We start from the raw sequence: 16,165 nt of genomic DNA, 5'->3' as shown, positions 1-16,165 counted from the left end.
CGGGGCGCCGCCGGCCGGGCCGGCTCATGAGCCGGCGCCGTCGGCCCCGCCGCAGGTGCACGGTGACAGGACGCGGCCGGGGCCCTTCCCGTCCGTCAGCTCGTCCGCCCTGGCCCGCACCAGCCGGCGGACGATGAGGGCGGAACGCGAGGGCTGGCTGTCCTGACGCTGGGTCAGGCAGAGGCGGACGGGACGGGCGTCACGCAGGGGGAGCCAGACCACGTCGGGGATGTCGGCCGAGGTGTCGACGCGGGCGAGGATGCCCAGCCCCGCCCCCTGGCCGACCATCACCTTGACCGTCCGCGCGGAGGCGGCCTGGACGACGACGTCGGGCTCCGCCACGTGCCGGTGCAGCATCTCCCACATCACGGTGCCCGTCCGCATGGTGACCAGCGGCCAGGTCTCCAGATCGTGCCAGTGGAGGTGGTCGCGCCCTGCCAGCGGATGGTCGGTACGGACGTGGACGCCGACGGGAGCGGAGACGAGCGGAACCCGCCGCAGTCCCGACGCGGGCGGACCCAGCGGCATGGTGACCACCCCGAGGTCCAGCTCACCGCTGCCCACGGCGGCCTCGATGTCGGCCGAGGCTCCCTCCCGGACGGTGAAGCGCAGCCGGGGATGGTGCTCGCGAAGATGCCCCACGACCGGCGCGATGATCGTCTCCGCGGTCACCGAGACGCCCCCGATCTGGACCCGGCCGCGATACGCGCCGCTGGATTCCATGGCCGATTCACGCACCGTCTCCTCCGCCTCGACCAGAGCGCCGAGCGGCTCGATCAGGGACTGTCCGGCAGGTGTCGGCCGAACGCCGTGCCGGCTGCGGGTGAGCAGGACGAGGTCGAGTTCCTCTTCGAGCAGGGCGATCTGCTGACCGATGGTGGGCTGGCTGACTCCGCACCGGGCGGCTGCCGAACGCAGGGAACCGGTCTCCACGGCGGCCAGGAAGTACCGCGCTCTCTCCACCCGCATCGGCCCACTATAAAGACAGAACCTTTCACCCGTGAACTCGTTTCATGGGCTTCCCGGCACTCCAGCCGCAGGGCATGGTGACGTCAGCCTCTTTGCAGGCGCGATCCGCGCGATCCGAGGCTCCCGGTGTGAAAGGAATACCTGTGTCCGATGGTCCGCTGAGCGGCGTGCGTGTCCTGGACGTCTCGACGATCCTGGCAGGCCCTCTGGCGTCCTCGCTGCTCGGCGAGTTCGGCGCCGAGGTGATCAAGATCGAGCACCCCTCCGGGGGCGACCCCGCGCGTCTCTACCCGCCGCTGGAGGACGGGGAGTCGGCCGCGTGGACGATGCTCGGCCGTACCAAGCGCAGCGTCACGATCGACCTGCACCACCCCGAAGCAGCCGAACTGTTCGGCCGGCTGGCCACGTCCGCGGACATCGTGGTGACCAACTTCCGCCCGGCGACGCTGCGCCGTTTCCGCATCGACTTCGACGACCTCCGTGCGTACCGGCCGGATCTGGTGATGGTGCACGTGAGCGCGTTCGGCCGGACCGGCCCCTACGCCGACCGCCCCGGATTCGCCCGCGTGGCCGAGGCGTTCGCCGGGCTGACCCACCGCACCGGCGACCCGGACCAGCCGCCGGTCTTCTCCGGCTACCCCGTCGCCGACGGCGTCACCGGGATCTACGCCGCGTTCGCGGCCCTGCTCGCACTGCGCCGGCGGGATGCGACCGGGGAGGCGCAGCTCGCCGACATCCCCCTCTACGAGCCCCTGCTGCGGATGATGGAGGACTTCGTCGTCGAGTACAGCGCGACCGGGGAGCCCCGTGCGCGCCAGGGCAACCAGAACCCGCACATCAGTCCCAACAGCCTCTACCTGACCCGCGACGGCCGCTGGCTGGCCCTGCCCGCCTCGACCGAGCAGATGTGGCGGCGGCTGGTGGAGGTCATGGACGCCCCCGACCTCGCCGTCCACGACTCCATGACCGCACGGCTGGAACACCGCGAGGAGATCGAGGCGCGCGTCGCGGCCTTCGTCGCGGCCCGCGACCTGGAACCGCTGATGTCCCTGCTGGTCGAGGCCGGTGTCGCCGCCGGTCCGGTGAACTCGGCGGCCGACATCTGTGCCGACCCGCACATCCGCGCCCGCGGGTCGGTGGTGGAAGTACCGGACGACGGACGTGGGCGCCGCCGTCTCATGCAGGCCCCGGCCGGCCGCTTCTCCGGTTTCGACAGCACGGTCGGCCGGGCCGCGCCGGTTCTCGGCGAGCACACCACCGAAGTGCTGCGGGACCTGGCCGGACTGGCGGAACCGGAGATCGACGAACTGCGCCGACGAGGAACGGTCTGACGGAAGAGAGCTTGATCATGACTTTGGCAGTCTTCTCCATCATCGTCCTGGTCGCCCTCTTCGCGGCGACCCTGATACCCCGCTTCGACCTCGGCCCCGCCGCACTGTCCGCGGCGTTCGTCCTGGGCCTGGCCGCCGGTGTGCCGGCGGAGGGCGTGACGAAGTTCTTCCCCGCCGACTTCTTCGTGCTCATCGTCGGTGTGACGGCGCTGTTCGCCGCCGCCCACCTCAACGGGACGCTCGACTGGCTGCTCGACCTGATGCTGCGGCTGGTGGGCGGGCGGCTGCTGCTGGTACCGCTGGTCCCCTTCGCCATCGGCGCGGTACTGACGGCCGTCGGCACCCTGCCCGCTGCCGCGACCGCGATCGTCGCCCCGATCGCCCTGGGCCTCGCCGCGCGGCACGGGATCTCGCCACTGGTGGCGGCCGTCCTCGGAGTCACCGGAATCATCAGCGGACTGCTCTCGCCGCTCGCCGTCTACGGTGTCACCGCCCGGGAGCTGAGCACCAAGGCCGACATCGGCCTCCCCGGCTCGGCGCCGGTGACCTTCCTGCTCGGCGGGCTGCTGACAGGGCTGGTCGTCTGCGCGGGCTGCCTGTTCATCGGTTCACGAACGGGTGCGGTGCCGAAGGGCCGCACGGCGGCCCTGGCCGGCGCAGCGGGCACGTACGGGACCGGACCGGGCGGCAGGACGCCGGGCAGTACGACGTCGGGCGGCAGGACGCCGGGCGGCACGGGCCTGGACGGCGCCGGGCAGGACAGCAGCAGTCAGGACGGCAGCGGCCAGGACGGCACACCGTCCGGGCCGGCCCAGACGGCCCAGACGGCCCGGACACCCGGCGCGGCCGGCGGCACCGGACCGGCGACAGCCGTCTCCGCCGCTGTCTCCGCGCCCGCTCCTCCGTCCGCGCCCGCCACCGCTGCCGCACCGGGAGGACGCGGAGCCCGCATCCTCACGGTGAGCTGCCTGTTCGCCGTCGTCTTCCTCTCCGTCGGCTTCGACATGAACGTGGGCTACCTCGGCCTGACCGCGGCACTGGTCCTCCAGCTGTCCCTCCGGCTGGAACCCGGCGCGATCGTCTCCAAGATCCCCTGGGGCGTGGTCCTGCTGATCGGCGGCCTGCTGACGTACGTGGGTCTGATGGAGGAGCTGGGAGCGTTCAAGCAGCTCAGCGACCTGCTGCGGGTGGACGGATCGCCGCTCCTCAGCCTGCTGGTGCTCTGCTACATCGCCGGCGTCACCTCGTTCGCCGCCAGTTCCATCGCGGTGTTCGTCACGGCCATGCCGCTGCTGCCCCCGCTGGTCGCCGACGGCGTCTCCCCGGTCGGCGGCGTGCTCGCCCTCGCTCTGGCCTCGGTGCTGGTCGACATCAACCCGCTCGGCATCACCGGCGGACTGATCCTCGGCGCCGCCGAACCCGAGGTCCGGCCCCGCCTGTTCCGCCAGCTCCTCACCTACGGCATCATCTCGGTCGTCGTCGCGCCCTTCCTCGCCTGGCTCGCCTTCGGCTGGTGGTGAGCGCGGCCCCGTCCGTCCAGGGCGAAGCCGGCAGGCGGCGGTGTGCCGCCCGTCCGGCACCGCGCGGCAGACCCGCCGGCCGCCACGAAGGGCGTCACCTCAGACCGCAGGCACCTTGAGTGCTTCGACGGCGCGGACGAGCGGGGCCACCTCCGGGTCCTCGGCGGCCTCGTCGAGCGCCTCCCGGACGGCCGTGTCGTTGGTGGGTCTCGCCTCGGCGAGGAGGGCGAGGCCGGCCTCGGTGACGTCGGTGTAGATGCCGCGCCTGTCGGTCGGGCACAGGTAGCGGGAGAGCAGCCCCCGGTCCTCGAGCCGTGTCACCAGGCGGGTTGTGGCGCTGTGGCTGAGGACGACGGCGCCCGCGACCTGCTTCATCTGCAGATGCCCGCCGGGTCCGGTGTGCTGGCGGCTGAGGACGTCGAGGAGTGAGAACTCACGGACGCTCAGACGGTGACCGGCTTGAAGGGCACGCTCGATGTGCGCCTCGATCCGGCCGTGCAGCAGGGACAGTGCGCACCAGCTCTGCGCGAGGGCTGTCATCGCCGGGTCCGACGCGGTCATCTCTTCTTCCCTCCCCCGGGCGGGAGCCGCCCCGGCCCAGGCTGCCCAGGCTAGTTGTACCGACCGCGGCCGGTGCCCTCCCGGCGCTGGAGCAGCGTGCATACATGCCGCCCTGACATGCCGCTCAGGCCGTTGGCGCCGCCTGACCGGCCGCCGCTGCGGCACCCGTCCCGCTCCCCGCCGCCCGCGTCCCCGCCGCCCGGGTCCGGGACGGGGACCGGGGCGAGTACACACCACGAGACCATTATCGGCGTAGAGCTTTATAGCGCGTTTGCAACTAGCTGCGTGCGCAAGTAACGTGCCGGTCGGCGCTCCGGTTCGTTCCCCGACACCGCCACGGGCGGCTTTTCACCTGCCCACAGCGGGGCGCCGCACAGGAAGGAATCCCCATGCAGATCGACCTCTCCGGCCGTACAGCCGTCATCACCGGCTCCACCGCCGGCATCGGCAAGGCCGTCGCCGTGGCGATGGCCCGCGCGGGCGCCGGCGTCGTGGTCAACGGACGCGACGAGGAACGCACCGCCGCGGCGGCCCGCGCCGTCGCCGAGGAGACGGGCTCGAAGACGGTGCGCCCCGTGGCGGCGGACGTCTCCACCGCTGAGGGCACCCAGCAGCTCATCGACGCCGTGCCCGACTGCGACGTCCTGGTCAACAACACCGGCGTCTTCTCCGCCGCCCCCGTCTTCGAGATACCGGACGCCGAATGGCAGCGCTTCTTCGACGTCAACGTCCTCAGCGGCGTCCGCCTCGCACGCCACCACACCCCGCGCATGACCGGGCGCGGATGGGGCCGGGTCCTCTTCATCAGCAGCGAGTCCGCCGTCATGACGCCGACCGAGATGGTCCACTACGGCATGACCAAGACCGCCCAGCTCGCCCTCTCCCGCGGCATGGCCCAGGAGGTCGCCGGCACGGGCGTCACCGTGAACTCCGTACTGCCGGGGCCCACCCTGACCCCCGGCGTCGAGGAGTTCATCAACGACCGCGTGGGACCGGGCACCTCCTTCGAGGAGGCCGAGCGCGCCTTCATCGAACAGGAGCGCCCCACCTCGCTGCTGGGCAGGCTGATCCGTCCCGAGGAGGTCGCCGCCCTCGTCCTCTACGCGGCGTCCGAACAGGCCTCGGCCACCACCGGGGCCGCCCTGCGCGTCGACGGCGGCGTCGCACCGACCCTCATACCGTGACCATCCGGCCGCCCACCGGGGCGGCCCCTCCCGACAGCCTTCTCCCGACAGGCCCACCCGGCAGATCCTCCCGGCAGAAAGGGAAACCGCACGATGAGCACCGTCCCCGAGGTCGCACTCGGCAACGGCGTCCGCATCCCGCAACTGGGGTTCGGCGTATTCCAGATCCCCGACGAGGAGACGACCGCCGCCGTGGCAACGGCACTCGAAGCCGGCTACCGCAGCATCGACACCGCCGCCGTCTACGGCAACGAACAGGGCGTCGGACGCGCCCTCGCCGCCTCCGGCATCCCCCGCGAGGAGCTGTTCGTCACCACCAAGCTGTGGAACGACGACCAGGGCCACGACGCGGCACTCCGCGCCTTCGACGCGTCGCTGGAGAAGCTGGGCCTGGACCACGTGGACCTCTACCTCATCCACTGGCCGCTGCCGGCCCGCGACCGGTACGTGGAAACCTGGCGGGCGCTGGAGAAGATCCACGCCGACGGACGGGCCCGCGCCATCGGCGTCTCCAACTTCCAGCCCGATCACCTGACGAGACTGATGGAGAACACGGACGTCGCCCCCGCCCTCAACCAGGTCGAACTCCACCCCCGCCTCCAGCAGGAGCGGCTGCGCGCCTTCCACGCCGAGCACGGCATCGCCACGGAAGCGTGGAGCCCGCTGGCACAGGGCGGCGTACTGGACGAGCCCGCGGTCACGGCCATCGCCGAGGCGCACGGCAAGACCTCCGCACAGGTCGTCCTGCGCTGGCACCTCCAGCTCGGCAACATCGTCATCCCCAAGTCGGTGACGCCGGAACGCATCCGCCAGAACCTCGACGTCTTCGACTTCGCCCTCTCCGACGACGAGATCGCCGCCATCGCCCCGCTGAACGACGGCACACGCACCGGCCCCGACCCCGACACCCTCAACTGACGCCGTGAACGGACGGCCGCGTGCGAGAGCGATCGACGAACGTTCATGACTGCCGGGGCGTCTGTCAGTAGTGGTAGCGAGCCGCGATGACGATGATCTCGTTGTCCGTGACCAGATAGACAAGACGGTGTTCGTCATCGATGCGCCGGGACCAGGCCCCGGGCAAGTGGCAATTGAGCGGCTCAGGCTTGCCAATGCCCTGGAAGGGGTCTCGGCGTATCGCTTCGATGAGCTTGTTGATGCGAGCCAGCATCTTGCGGTCGACCTTGAGCCAGGACGTGTAGTCCTCCCAGCCTTCATCCTCGAAGACCAGCCTCACGCGGCGTTGCCCCCGGCGTCCTCGGCGGTGTCCGGGTCGATGAGCTCGCGCTCAGTCAGACCCGCGCCGCTGAGCGCGTTCTCATAGGCATTGAGCAGGCGGCGCGCGTTCGCCGGGGAGCGCAGCAGATACGCACCTTCACGCAGGGCGGCGTAATCATCCGCCGAGACCAGGACAGCGTTGCCGTGCTTCGAGACGATCTCGATCGAGTCGTGGTCCTCATTGACCTGCTTGATCAGCGGAAACAGGTTCTTACGAGCTTCGGAGGCAGTGATGGACATGAAACAGCCTCTCCTGTAGTGGTACTGGATAACGTACCACTTGGAGTGGAGTGTCGTTCCAGAACCAGCCTCGCCTGCCGCGACTAGCAGGCGTCCACGGCCGTGCCGCAGCGCTGGGGACGACGCCGGGCAGCCCCCGCGTACCGCCTGCCGGTCGCCGGGGCAGCATCCCGCTGCAGTCTGCCGCCTGTGGGCCGGAGGGCCAGTTCGCGGTCCTTCACGGCTGCGACGAACGACGACCAGTAGTCCGCCGCGAAGGCAAGGACCGGTCCGCGCGGGTTCTTGCTGTCGCGCACCGGGACGACGGCAGTGAAGTCGTCGGAGACCTCGACGCTTCCTCGATGAGTTCACCCCGATAGGCGTTCTCCGCATAGACGACGGTACGTCCGCCCGCCAGGCGAAGGAACCACACACCAGTGCTGTCCCGCCCGTACGGTCCAGCGCTGAACGGCAGCACCTGCACCACAACCCCCGCCCGCTCCGCCGCCTCCCCCAAGTGCTCCAACTGCGCCCGCCACTCCCCCGCGTCCCGCAGCGGCGTCCGCAGCACAGCCCCCGAGAGGATCGTGCGGAACGGAGGCGCGTCGTCACCGTGCAGCAACTCCCGTCGCCCCATGCGCGCCTCGACCTGCTGCGCCAGTTCCTCGCCCTTGAGTCCGCCGGCGGCCAGCACCTCACGCACGTACCCCGGCGTCTGAAGCAAACCAGGCAGCACGCTCACCGCGAAGTGCCACAGGCTCGTCGCCTCCGCCTCCAGCGCCATGTAGCGGCGGTAGCGCTCGCGGAACTGCGTCTGGTCGCTCACCGCCAGCTCCCAGAGCGCCAGCAACAGGCCCGGCGTGCCGTAGTGCTGGTCGAGGGCCTGTACGACCTCGGGGCCGCCCAGCGTCTCGCCGTTCTCCATCTTGCCGAACAACGACCAGTCCCAGCCCAGCCGTTCACCGGTCTGCCGCAGGCTGGCCCCGCGCTTCGTGCGCAGTAACCGCAGCTCCTCCGCTAACCGCGCACGTGGCTCACGGCTGCGCCCCGTGACCGCTCGTCTCGTCGGCATGACGGCTCCCTCCGTGGAAGGTGTGGAGCTTGCGCGGACCCCCGGGGAAGCACCACCCGCGAACGGTGCGGCGGTCCGGAAGTCGGCCGCATGCTCGTAAGGCCCTCATCACGCACCGTAGTTCACGACGCGCGATCGGGGCAGCGAACCCTCATAATCCATGACACAGGGAGCACTCCATGACTACGCAGCGACGCACGCCCCTGGACCACACGCTCGACACCGCAGCCGGCCCCACGGGAACCGGCTCGGCCAAGCGGTCCGCCCCAGTCAAGATCCAGGAGGCGATCGACGCGCGTGACGCACTCGCCCACGCGCTCACCCGCGCGGGCATCCAACTTCCCGCCATGGACGTACGCACCCCGTGGCAGGACACCGTCGATGGCGACTGCGGGGACGACGACACCGGCGCCGGAGCAGCCTCCCGCTACGCCCTCGTCCACCTCGGCGTCTGCTCCGCCCCTGTCGCCTTCGCCCTGGCCGCCGTCATCGTGAGGGGAGCCAGCGGGTGACAGGTCGTCAGAGAGCGCGAAGGTCCCGCTCACCGCGGCACCCGGGACGAGGCGAGGAGGTGCAGGAGCCCGAGACGGCGCAGCCACCCCTGACGCCCACGGATGGGCCCCGGTTCCTCACGCCTCGGGGGCAAACACCATCCGCACGACTGCCGTCAGGATGAGCAGAGCGGGAATCGCGTACCACCACTTCCGCAAGCGGGCGAGCGCGACGAACGCCGCAGTGACAGCTGCGGCGAGCGCCTCCGTCACGACGCCGAAGAAGGCCCACATCCTGGCCATTTGCGTGACCGTTGTGTCCCACGGACCTTCCGACGTGGTCAGCAAGGCGACGAGCACGAAGTAGCCCCCCACGACGTGCAGCGCCAGCAGGACGAGCCCGCACAGGGCACGTACCGCCTCTGCGGCCGCCCTGCGGGTACGAGGCTGCACGTCGGAGTCAGTCACGAAGAGCCTGCCTGGCCTTGTCGATGTTGCGGTTGAAGCCGTCTCCGTGCCGCTGGGCGGCGTCGCTCTCCCAGTACGGACCGCGGTTGTAGCGGGCTGCCAGTTCCTGATACTGCTGCGGAGTCATTTCGTCCGCCTGCACATCGGCGAAATCGCTCTCCGCCTTCAACTGGGCGAGGTATTCGGACGGGACGCGACGTAGATGTTCGCCCCGGGGTCCTGTGTCGCCTTCAGCGACTAGCCCGCCTACCTGTGGATACCGCAGGCCGTGGTCTTACCGCAGGAAGCGACGACCCGCCAGCCCCTACGACTCCACCAGTTCGACCTCGTTAAGTAGGAACCTCCCAATTCTTGATTTCAGCCACCGCTCGGAGGCGATCCGCGATCCCAGCTCGAAACCTGAAGCAGGACGCTCTGAGTTCCTCGATCGCTGTTGGTGTGAGCCTGTCACCCGTGCCATTGATCAAGGCGTCTGTAAAAGAGGTCTGGGCCTCCTGTTCCAGACGCTGCAGTTCACCTGCTGGTCGAGGGGTATCGCCGTATCTCGTGACTACGGACCCACCACCGTTCAAAGTGAGGTCAAAATCCGAAAGAAGTGTTTCCAGTGTCTGTCCCGACATTTCAGCCTGCTGAGGGGCGGGGTTCAAGTAGACGGAAAGGGTGTTGACGGCCAGCATTGCAACTTGAGATGAGTAGAAACCCTGGTTATGTGGGTCATCTTCCTCGTCCTCGTCCAGTTCGGCAACCATCACGTCGACGACCTCGGTGGCTGCATCCTCGACATCCTCACCGGCCACCGCGCGCCAGCCCAGGCTCAGCGCTTCATCGAATCGCTCCTGTTCGGAGCGGTCGTGGATTAGTTCGAAAATTCCGCTTGCCCGGTCGGCGCAACTCGCGCAAAAGGCAACGAGTTCTTCGGGGGATGCGGCACGGAGTGCGTTGTAAACAATTTCGTTGCGAGCCATGCGATCATTCCCTCTGAGCCCAGAACATTGTGAACGGAGAATTTTGGGGCATGTGCCCTCGTATGCCCACTCCACCCAGCTCAACACCACGAGTGTCGATCAAGGGCAAACATATGTCTCTGCAGAAGTTGCGTGAGGCGCCACCGTATACAGCATGCTCATTCGGGCCCAACGAGTCCAGAATTCCTTGCTCGGCGTGGCCTGGTGCCTGGACGAACTCTTCTCCGGGGCGCAGTGACCAGTTCGACGGCATGTCTCCGCTCCCGTTGATGCCGACTCGATTGACGTACTCCCCGGTCTCCGAGTTGAAGACTCCGATCACGGCAGTCGTTCCCTTCCTGTCCGCCATGAAGTAGTCGTTCCGCTGTGATTGCAATTCTTCAGCGCGATCGAGGGCAAGGCGGGCATCGTTCTCTGTACCAGGGCTGCACGGAGAGAGCCCGAGGACATCCGTCCACGTGTGCGGGTTGTAGACGTACGTTGCCGGGTTCGGCGCCGGGGCCAGACCCAGAGGGTCGGGGCTTGTATAGCGGGCGGTGTCGGGGTCGTAGTGGCGGAAGTAGTTGTAGTTCAGGCCGGTTTCCGGGTCAGCGTACTGGCCCGGGAAGCGGATCGGGGTGTGGGCGGTGGCGCCTCGGTTGTGGGTGGTGGTGCCCCACAGTGTGGTGCGGGTGTGCCAGGCGATCTCGCCTGTCTCGTCGACGAGTTCGGTGGGGGTGCCGACGAGGTCGGTGACGATGGCGAAGAAGCGGGAGTCGATCTCCGACTGGTCCACCTGGTCGAGGCGGCGCTCCAGTTGGGTGAGGGGGCGGTGGCCCTCGTAGTCCCAGGTCAGTGTGACGCCGTTGGCGGGCGTGGACTGTTCGGCGAGGCGTGTGCCATCCCAGGTGAAGTGGATGGCTTCGGCTGCTGAACCGTCATTCGCCAAGCGGTACTTGGCGGTGCGGCGGCCCAGCGGGTCGTAGGTGTAGGTCCAGACGGTGCCGTCAGGGGTGGTGCAGGAGACGAGGCGGTCCTCTGCGTCCCACTCGTAGCGCCAGGTGTCGGGCTTCTTCGACAGGCGGCGTTTCTGCCGCAGCGTGAGCCTGCCCGCGGCGTCGTGTTCGTAGCGCACCGCGCCGGCAGTGACCAGCTGCGTTCCGTTATAGGTGCGCTCGCCTCGTGCCTCTGTGTGGCGTGCTCGTTCTGGCCAGTCGGCGCTCGTCTGGTTCCCCGCGGCGTCGTAGGCGTACTGCTCGGTCCAGTTCTCCGCCGTGACGGTCACCGGACGCCCGACGGCGTCCAGATCGAACGCACGTGTACGGCCTGTCAGTTGGTCGGTGACGCTCGTGAGGTGGTTGTCAGGGCGGTAGGAGTAGGCCCGGGAGCGCAGCGTCCGTGCCTGGGTCGCGAGGGACTGTTCGGTGGGGCGTCCCACCGCGTCCCAGCTCGTGGTGAAGGTGACGGGCTGGGTCCCCGAGCCGAAGGCGCGCTCGACTTCGCGGCCGAGTTCGTCGTGGGAGAAGTCAAGGTGGTGGCTGTGCACGTCCAGTCGGGTGCGGTTGCCGACCTCGTCGTAGGCGAGCTGCGTCACCGCCCCGGTGGGCGTGGTGCGGGAGGTGCGGCGGCCTGCCGCGTCGTAGGTGTAGCGCGTGGTACGGCCGTCAGCGGTCTCCGACAGCAGCCGTCCCACGACGTCCCGCTCGAAACTGAGCGCAGAGGTAGGGGACGCCGCTGATATCAACTGCCCCGCGGCGTCGTAGCAATAGGCGGTGCGGACCCCCGCAGCATCCTTCTCCACCAGACGCCCGAGGGCATCGTAGGTGTGGTGGATGTGCTGGCCGAGCGGAGTCGTACGCGTGACGACCCGGCCCGCCGCGTCCCGCTCGTAGCTGACTGTGCGGTCGTCGAAGTCCGTCTCGACGGTCAGGCGCCCGGCTAGGTCGTAGGCGTAATCCCACGTCAAGCCCTGCGGGTTGAGAACGCGGGTGAGGCGGAGTTCGGTGTCGTAGCCGAACTCGTGGCGCACGCCGTCGGGCGTGGTGCGGGCGGCCATCTTGTCGAAGTGCGTGTATTCGAAGGCCGTCACCCCGCCGTTGGGGTCTGTGTGCGTGAGGCAGTTGCCCTCGCCGTCCCACCTCCACGATTCGACCGCCCCGTCAGGTGCGGTCCGACGAGCGGGCTTGCCCTCGGTCGTCCACTCCATGCGCGTGACCGCGCCCAGTGGGTCGGTCATCTGCGCCAGGCGGCCGAACGCGTCTCGCTGCGCCGTTGCCGTCCGCCCCAGGGGATCGGATGCCGAAGTCGGCAGGCCAGCCTGGTTGTTGACGAAGGTGCGCGCGAAGCCTGACGGGTCGGTGACCGAGCTGACCGCGCCCGCCGCGTCGTGCGTGAGGACAGTCGCCGCGCCGTCCGGAGCCGTGATCGCGGTGTTGTTGCCGCGCTCGTCCCAGGACTGCCGCCACACCGTGCCGTCGGGGCCGGTCAACTCCACGGGCAGGTTGAAGGAGTTGTAGGCGGCGGTGGAGGTGCTGCCGTCCGGGAGGTGGACGGCGGTGAGGTTGCCGGCCTCGTCCCACTCCAGGCGCGTAGTGTTGCCCAGCGGGTCGGTGCGGGACAGCAGCCGGTCGTAGCGGTCCCATTCCTGACGGACCGTGTGCCCGTTGGGGTCGGTCTCGGCGATGACCTGGCGCAGCTCGTTCAAGTGCAGGACTGTCACGGCGCCGGTCGAGTCGGTGTAGTGCGTGATCCGGTTGTCGGTGTCGTAGGTGAAGCGGGAGGAGAGATAGCCCGCCGGTCCGACCGTCTCTACGACGCGGCCGGCGGTGTCGTAGACGTATCCGTACGTGGAGTTGTTGCGGTCGGTCCACGAGGTGACCCGGCCGGCGTCGTCGTAGGTGAACCGCAGAGGAATGTCGCTGGAGTTGGTGACCGCGTCCAGGTTGCCCGAGAGGTCATAGCCGAAGGAGACGACGCGTACCAGGCGCTCGGGGGTGCGCAGCGATACGCCGATGACGCGGCCCAGTTCGGTGTCGGTGGTGATCCGCACGGTGTAGCCGCCGTCGTGGACGACCGTGGCGGGCAGGCCGTCGTCGCCCCGGGTGATCTCGATGCCGTTGCCGTTGCGGTCCTCGATGCCCGTCAGCCAGTACAGGCCGCCCTTGTAGGGGTTGCCGGTGAAGCGGCGGGTGTGGCCGGTGTGCGGATCGGTGACGGTGTAGGTGACGTCGCCCAGGACGGTCTGTTCGGCCCAGGTCAGCGGCAGCCGGTCGCCCTCGACGGGCCAGACCTGCTCGCCCTCCTCGCGGGGCAGCCCGGGGTAGACCAGCAGGGAGCCGTCCTCACGGGCCCAGGTCGCGCCGCGGTCGTCCAGCTCCAGCCGCTCGTCCAGCGTGGAGGCCCAACTCGGCCCGAACCACTGCCCGTAGCGGTAGCTGGACACGTGCGTGCGACGCAGCACCAGCGGCAGGACGCCCGGCAGCGCGAGGTCCGTCTGGGCCAGGATCATCTCGCCGGTGGCCACATCGACGGGGTCGCTCTTGCAGGCCCGGTTGGGCTCGGAGCGGGAGACGGCGCCCGGATCGGCCTTGGCGTCACGCGTCGAATTCGGCCTCGTACCGGGCGAGTTGCGCTTCTCGGTGTTCACCTTGCCCGGAGTGCGGTCCTTGCCGTCGCCCGGCTTGTCGACGCCCTTGAACCTGTCCCGCGTCTTCTGCTCGTTCGTCTTGTGGTCGTCGGAGATCTTCTTTATGCCCCGCGGGAGGGTGTCCCCGACGTGGTCGCCGAGGTCCTTCAGCCCCCTGGTGAGTTTCTCGGTGACCCCCTCGATGGTGGTGTCCAGCACGGCCGTGAGGCTGTCCTTGCCCTTGGCCCGGCCGTGGTGGCCCTTGGCCTTGGACAGCTTGCCGCTCGCACCAGTGTTCATCGACACCTTCACGGCAGCGAGTCTCGTGCCCGCGTTGTCGTGCTCCCCGTGGTCGATGTGCAGCTTGCCCTTGCCGCCGGCGCCGACGCTCGCGCCGCCACCGGCGGAGGCCAACTGCATGTCGCCCGCACCGGAGTTGCCTGCGCCCCCTTCGACGCCCAGGGCGTCCGAAGCCACCCCGATCGCCAGGTCGGCGGCCAGGTTCTCCAGCGAGGCCACCGCCGGCTCGGTCAGTTTGGCGACGACCTCCGCGACGGCCTCCTCGGCCATCTCCTTCAGGATGCGTTTGAACGCGATCCGGGTCGCCACGATCTTCCCGCCGGCGATCAGCGTCGACAGGCCCGCCGTCACCGGCGCCGCAGCCAGCGCGATACCCACCGTCGCGCACAGCTCGGCCAGTTCCGCCACCGCGGCGATCTTCCGCGCCACGATGATATCGGCGACTTTGTCCAACGCCCCGGCGATGATCCGCGCGGCCTTGGCCATGTCCTTGTGCTTGCCCCGCACCTTCGACCAGTGCCCGTTCAGCGCGGTCAGCGCCTCACTCTCACCGGAGGAGACCAGCCGCTGGATGTGCTGATGCGCCGAATGGCCGTCCTCGTCCGCGTCCTCGGCGAACTCCCGCAACGCGTCCGCCATGTCGCGGTAGGCGTCCTCATCGACGTTCGGCCACCCCACACCGACCACGTCCAGCATCGTGTCGACACCCTCAGGAATCGTATAACCCACGACCCAACACCCCCCGTCCCCCCGTGACTTGAGCCCCAAAAGCTCAAACAACCATGGCACGCGACGTGTCGACGCCTCCACCGGGTTCCCGGTCACCGGCACACGGGAGGAAAGGCCAGACCATGGACGTTGAGGTACTGCTGGAGTGGAAGGTGTGGAACGTGACCTGCCCAGCGGGGAAGCAAGACCCCTCAGCGGTGCGTCCGTCCCGTACTGGATGCATTCTCGAATTCGCCTCAGCACGCACGGTAGCCAACCGTCGCGCCGAGGTTCGCGAAATCATGAGTAATCCAGTCGGGGAGCACAGCAATGCCCATCCAGCCATCTGCGGACCACGACAACGGTCACGCCCCGTCGATCGGCGAGCGGGACGATCCCATCACGTACGCCCATAGGGCACGGCCCAGGTGTCCCGCCATGGACGTACGCACCCCGTGGCAGGACACCGTCGAAGGCGACAGCGAGGGCGACGACACCGGCGCCGGAACAGCCGCCCGCTACGCACTCATCCACCCCGGCGTCTGCTCCGCCCCTGTCGCTGTCGCCCTGGCCGCCGTCATCGTCGAGGGAGCCGGGAGGTGACCGGAAACCCGGTGCCGAGGCCCGGCGTTCCGCGCACGGAACCCGCCGTCGGCCTCGCCGTCCGCGACACCGCACATGACCGCGTCGGCGTCGTCATGGGCCACGAAGGGCCCTACCTCCAGCTCCGCCCGCTCAGCGGCGCCGCGAATGGGACGTGGACGTCGCTCACGTCCAACTCCTTTCCCCCGCCGAGCTGTTGAGCGCACGCGTCGCCGACGCCAACGCGCTTCGACGGGGTGCAGGTCCTCGAGACGCTGCCGGACGGCCGTACGCGGCGGCTGCACCAGAGGTTGCTGAGGGAACAGTTCGTGCTCGGCTGGACCTCCGGGTGCAGAAGCAGCGCCGGGCGGCCGTCATGTTAAAGTCAGCCCCAGGGACGTCTTCAGAAACTGACGCCCGGTTCGCCTCAGGCCCCGCGGATGCGGGGCCTTTGTGCTGCTCAGCTCCTTCGTCGCCGCTGCTGCTGCTCCGGAGCCCAGCAGCGCCGGTGGACCACGCAGGGCTCCACGAAGGACCACAGCGTCTCGTTGGCCTTGCGAGCCCGGGTGTCGCCGTCCCGTCCGCTGACCAGACGCCGGTGCAGATATGCGATCAGGTCCGCTGCCTGAAGCAGGCGGCTCGCTTCCGACGGTGCGAAGTGGATGGTGTCGACGAGGCACGGCAGGGTACTGCTGAGGGGCCCGCCCGTGCCCGTCGCCTGGTAGTCACGGAAGTGGCGCCGGTGATCCTCGGCTCCGTCGACCTCGTCCGCGATCACCAGTGCCAGCTCGTCACGCGACTCCACGTGGTCACAGATCTGCTCCAACAGGTGCCGCAGTACCAGCTGGTGCGGTGACGGGTGGGGCCCGGCACCGGTCCGGCACGAGCGGTCCGCCCTCAGGTCGAGCGCACC

At 69.2% G+C, this 16,165-nt stretch carries 18 protein-coding genes and 1 pseudogene; 8 read left to right on the top strand and 11 right to left on the bottom strand.

The features are described 5' to 3' along the window. Positions 1-24 precede the first annotated feature (24 nt). The gene (locus H343_RS0119435; protein ID WP_028432515.1) at positions 25-969 is read right to left on the bottom strand and encodes a LysR substrate-binding domain-containing protein; all 945 of its coding nucleotides are present in this window, start codon (positions 967-969) and stop codon (positions 25-27) included. Between the two features lie 143 nt (positions 970-1,112). Here H343_RS0119435 and H343_RS0119430 point away from each other — a divergent pair, with 143 nt between their 5' ends. Beyond that, a complete protein-coding gene (locus H343_RS0119430; RefSeq protein ID WP_158679584.1) occupies positions 1,113-2,300 on the top strand; it encodes a CoA transferase in 1,188 nt (395 codons plus the stop codon). A gap of 17 nt (positions 2,301-2,317) precedes the next feature. Further along, positions 2,318-3,820 carry an SLC13 family permease gene (locus H343_RS0119425; RefSeq protein ID WP_078505906.1) on the top strand — a complete coding sequence of 501 codons (1,503 nt, stop codon included), beginning with the start codon at positions 2,318-2,320 and terminating at the stop codon, positions 3,818-3,820. Between the two features lie 99 nt (positions 3,821-3,919). Here H343_RS0119425 and H343_RS0119420 read toward each other — a convergent pair whose 3' ends face one another. Beyond that, a complete protein-coding gene (locus H343_RS0119420) occupies positions 3,920-4,381 on the bottom strand; it encodes a MarR family transcriptional regulator (protein WP_028432512.1) in 462 nt (153 codons plus the stop codon). Between the two features lie 389 nt (positions 4,382-4,770). On the opposite strand from H343_RS0119420, the gene H343_RS0119415 reads away from it, so the two are divergent. Next, positions 4,771-5,565, top strand: coding sequence for an SDR family oxidoreductase (locus H343_RS0119415; protein ID WP_028432511.1), 795 nt, complete (start codon positions 4,771-4,773; stop codon positions 5,563-5,565). A gap of 93 nt (positions 5,566-5,658) precedes the next feature. Continuing rightward, a complete protein-coding gene (locus H343_RS0119410) occupies positions 5,659-6,483 on the top strand; it encodes an aldo/keto reductase (RefSeq protein WP_028432510.1) in 825 nt (274 codons plus the stop codon). Positions 6,484-6,547: 64 nt separating this feature from the next. On the opposite strand, the gene H343_RS0119405 is transcribed toward H343_RS0119410, so the two are convergent. The 4 genes from H343_RS0119405 to H343_RS31585 all read right to left on the bottom strand — a co-directional run bounded on the left by H343_RS0119405 (position 6,548) and on the right by H343_RS31585 (position 8,134). Then, positions 6,548-6,802 (bottom strand): Txe/YoeB family addiction module toxin, encoded by a 255-nt coding sequence (locus tag H343_RS0119405; protein ID WP_028432509.1) that lies wholly within the window; start codon positions 6,800-6,802, stop codon positions 6,548-6,550. Then, on the bottom strand, positions 6,799-7,083 hold the full coding sequence (locus tag H343_RS0119400) for a type II toxin-antitoxin system prevent-host-death family antitoxin (RefSeq protein ID WP_028432508.1): 285 nt from the start codon (positions 7,081-7,083) through the stop codon (positions 6,799-6,801). The genes H343_RS0119405 and H343_RS0119400 overlap by 4 nt, the downstream gene beginning before the upstream one ends. A gap of 83 nt (positions 7,084-7,166) precedes the next feature. After that, complete coding sequence (locus H343_RS36035) at positions 7,167-7,379, bottom strand: DUF397 domain-containing protein (RefSeq protein WP_486586961.1); 213 nt, start codon at positions 7,377-7,379, stop codon at positions 7,167-7,169. Then, a complete protein-coding gene (locus tag H343_RS31585) occupies positions 7,301-8,134 on the bottom strand; it encodes a Scr1 family TA system antitoxin-like transcriptional regulator (protein WP_078505904.1) in 834 nt (277 codons plus the stop codon). The genes H343_RS36035 and H343_RS31585 overlap by 79 nt, the downstream gene beginning before the upstream one ends. A gap of 179 nt (positions 8,135-8,313) precedes the next feature. Between H343_RS31585 and H343_RS0119390 the strand changes: the two genes are divergently transcribed. Then, entirely contained in the window at positions 8,314-8,646 is a 333-nt protein-coding gene (locus H343_RS0119390) for a hypothetical protein (protein WP_028432507.1), read from the top strand. A 117-nt stretch (positions 8,647-8,763) separates the two neighbouring features. On the opposite strand, the gene H343_RS0119385 is transcribed toward H343_RS0119390, so the two are convergent. From H343_RS0119385 to H343_RS31580, 4 genes are all read right to left on the bottom strand, one after another. Further along, positions 8,764-9,093, bottom strand: coding sequence for a hypothetical protein (locus H343_RS0119385; RefSeq protein WP_028432506.1), 330 nt, complete (start codon positions 9,091-9,093; stop codon positions 8,764-8,766). Further along, entirely contained in the window at positions 9,086-9,262 is a 177-nt protein-coding gene (locus tag H343_RS34345) for a hypothetical protein (protein ID WP_199778957.1), read from the bottom strand. Before H343_RS34345 ends, H343_RS0119385 begins: the two co-directional genes overlap by 8 nt. 160 nt (positions 9,263-9,422) lie before the next feature. After that, positions 9,423-10,058 carry a hypothetical protein gene (locus H343_RS35335; RefSeq protein WP_158679583.1) on the bottom strand — a complete coding sequence of 212 codons (636 nt, stop codon included), beginning with the start codon at positions 10,056-10,058 and terminating at the stop codon, positions 9,423-9,425. Between the two features lie 4 nt (positions 10,059-10,062). Further along, on the bottom strand, positions 10,063-14,691 hold the full coding sequence (locus H343_RS31580; protein WP_158679582.1) for an RHS repeat domain-containing protein: 4,629 nt from the start codon (positions 14,689-14,691) through the stop codon (positions 10,063-10,065). 309 nt (positions 14,692-15,000) lie between these two features. Between H343_RS31580 and H343_RS34340 the strand changes: the two genes are divergently transcribed. The 3 genes and pseudogenes from H343_RS34340 to H343_RS36030 form a co-directional block, all read left to right on the top strand. Continuing rightward, positions 15,001-15,273 carry a hypothetical protein gene (locus H343_RS34340; protein WP_037904339.1) on the top strand — a complete coding sequence of 91 codons (273 nt, stop codon included), beginning with the start codon at positions 15,001-15,003 and terminating at the stop codon, positions 15,271-15,273. Continuing rightward, complete coding sequence (locus H343_RS35610; protein WP_199778959.1) at positions 15,270-15,473, top strand: hypothetical protein; 204 nt, start codon at positions 15,270-15,272, stop codon at positions 15,471-15,473. Before H343_RS34340 ends, H343_RS35610 begins: the two co-directional genes overlap by 4 nt. Positions 15,474-15,500: 27 nt before the next feature. Beyond that, a pseudogene (locus H343_RS36030) lies at positions 15,501-15,635 on the top strand (hypothetical protein); the annotation flags it as partial. A 77-nt stretch (positions 15,636-15,712) separates the two neighbouring features. On the opposite strand, the gene H343_RS34335 reads toward H343_RS36030, so the two are convergent. Beyond that, positions 15,713-16,153 (bottom strand): DUF3800 domain-containing protein, encoded by a 441-nt coding sequence (locus H343_RS34335; RefSeq protein WP_078505902.1) that lies wholly within the window; start codon positions 16,151-16,153, stop codon positions 15,713-15,715. Between the last annotated feature and the right edge of the window lie 12 nt (positions 16,154-16,165).

The sequence above is a fragment of the Streptomyces sp. TAA204 genome (assembly GCF_000424965.1).
Note: the sequence above shows the minus strand (reverse complement) of the source record. Positions and strands in the feature narration are given on the sequence as shown.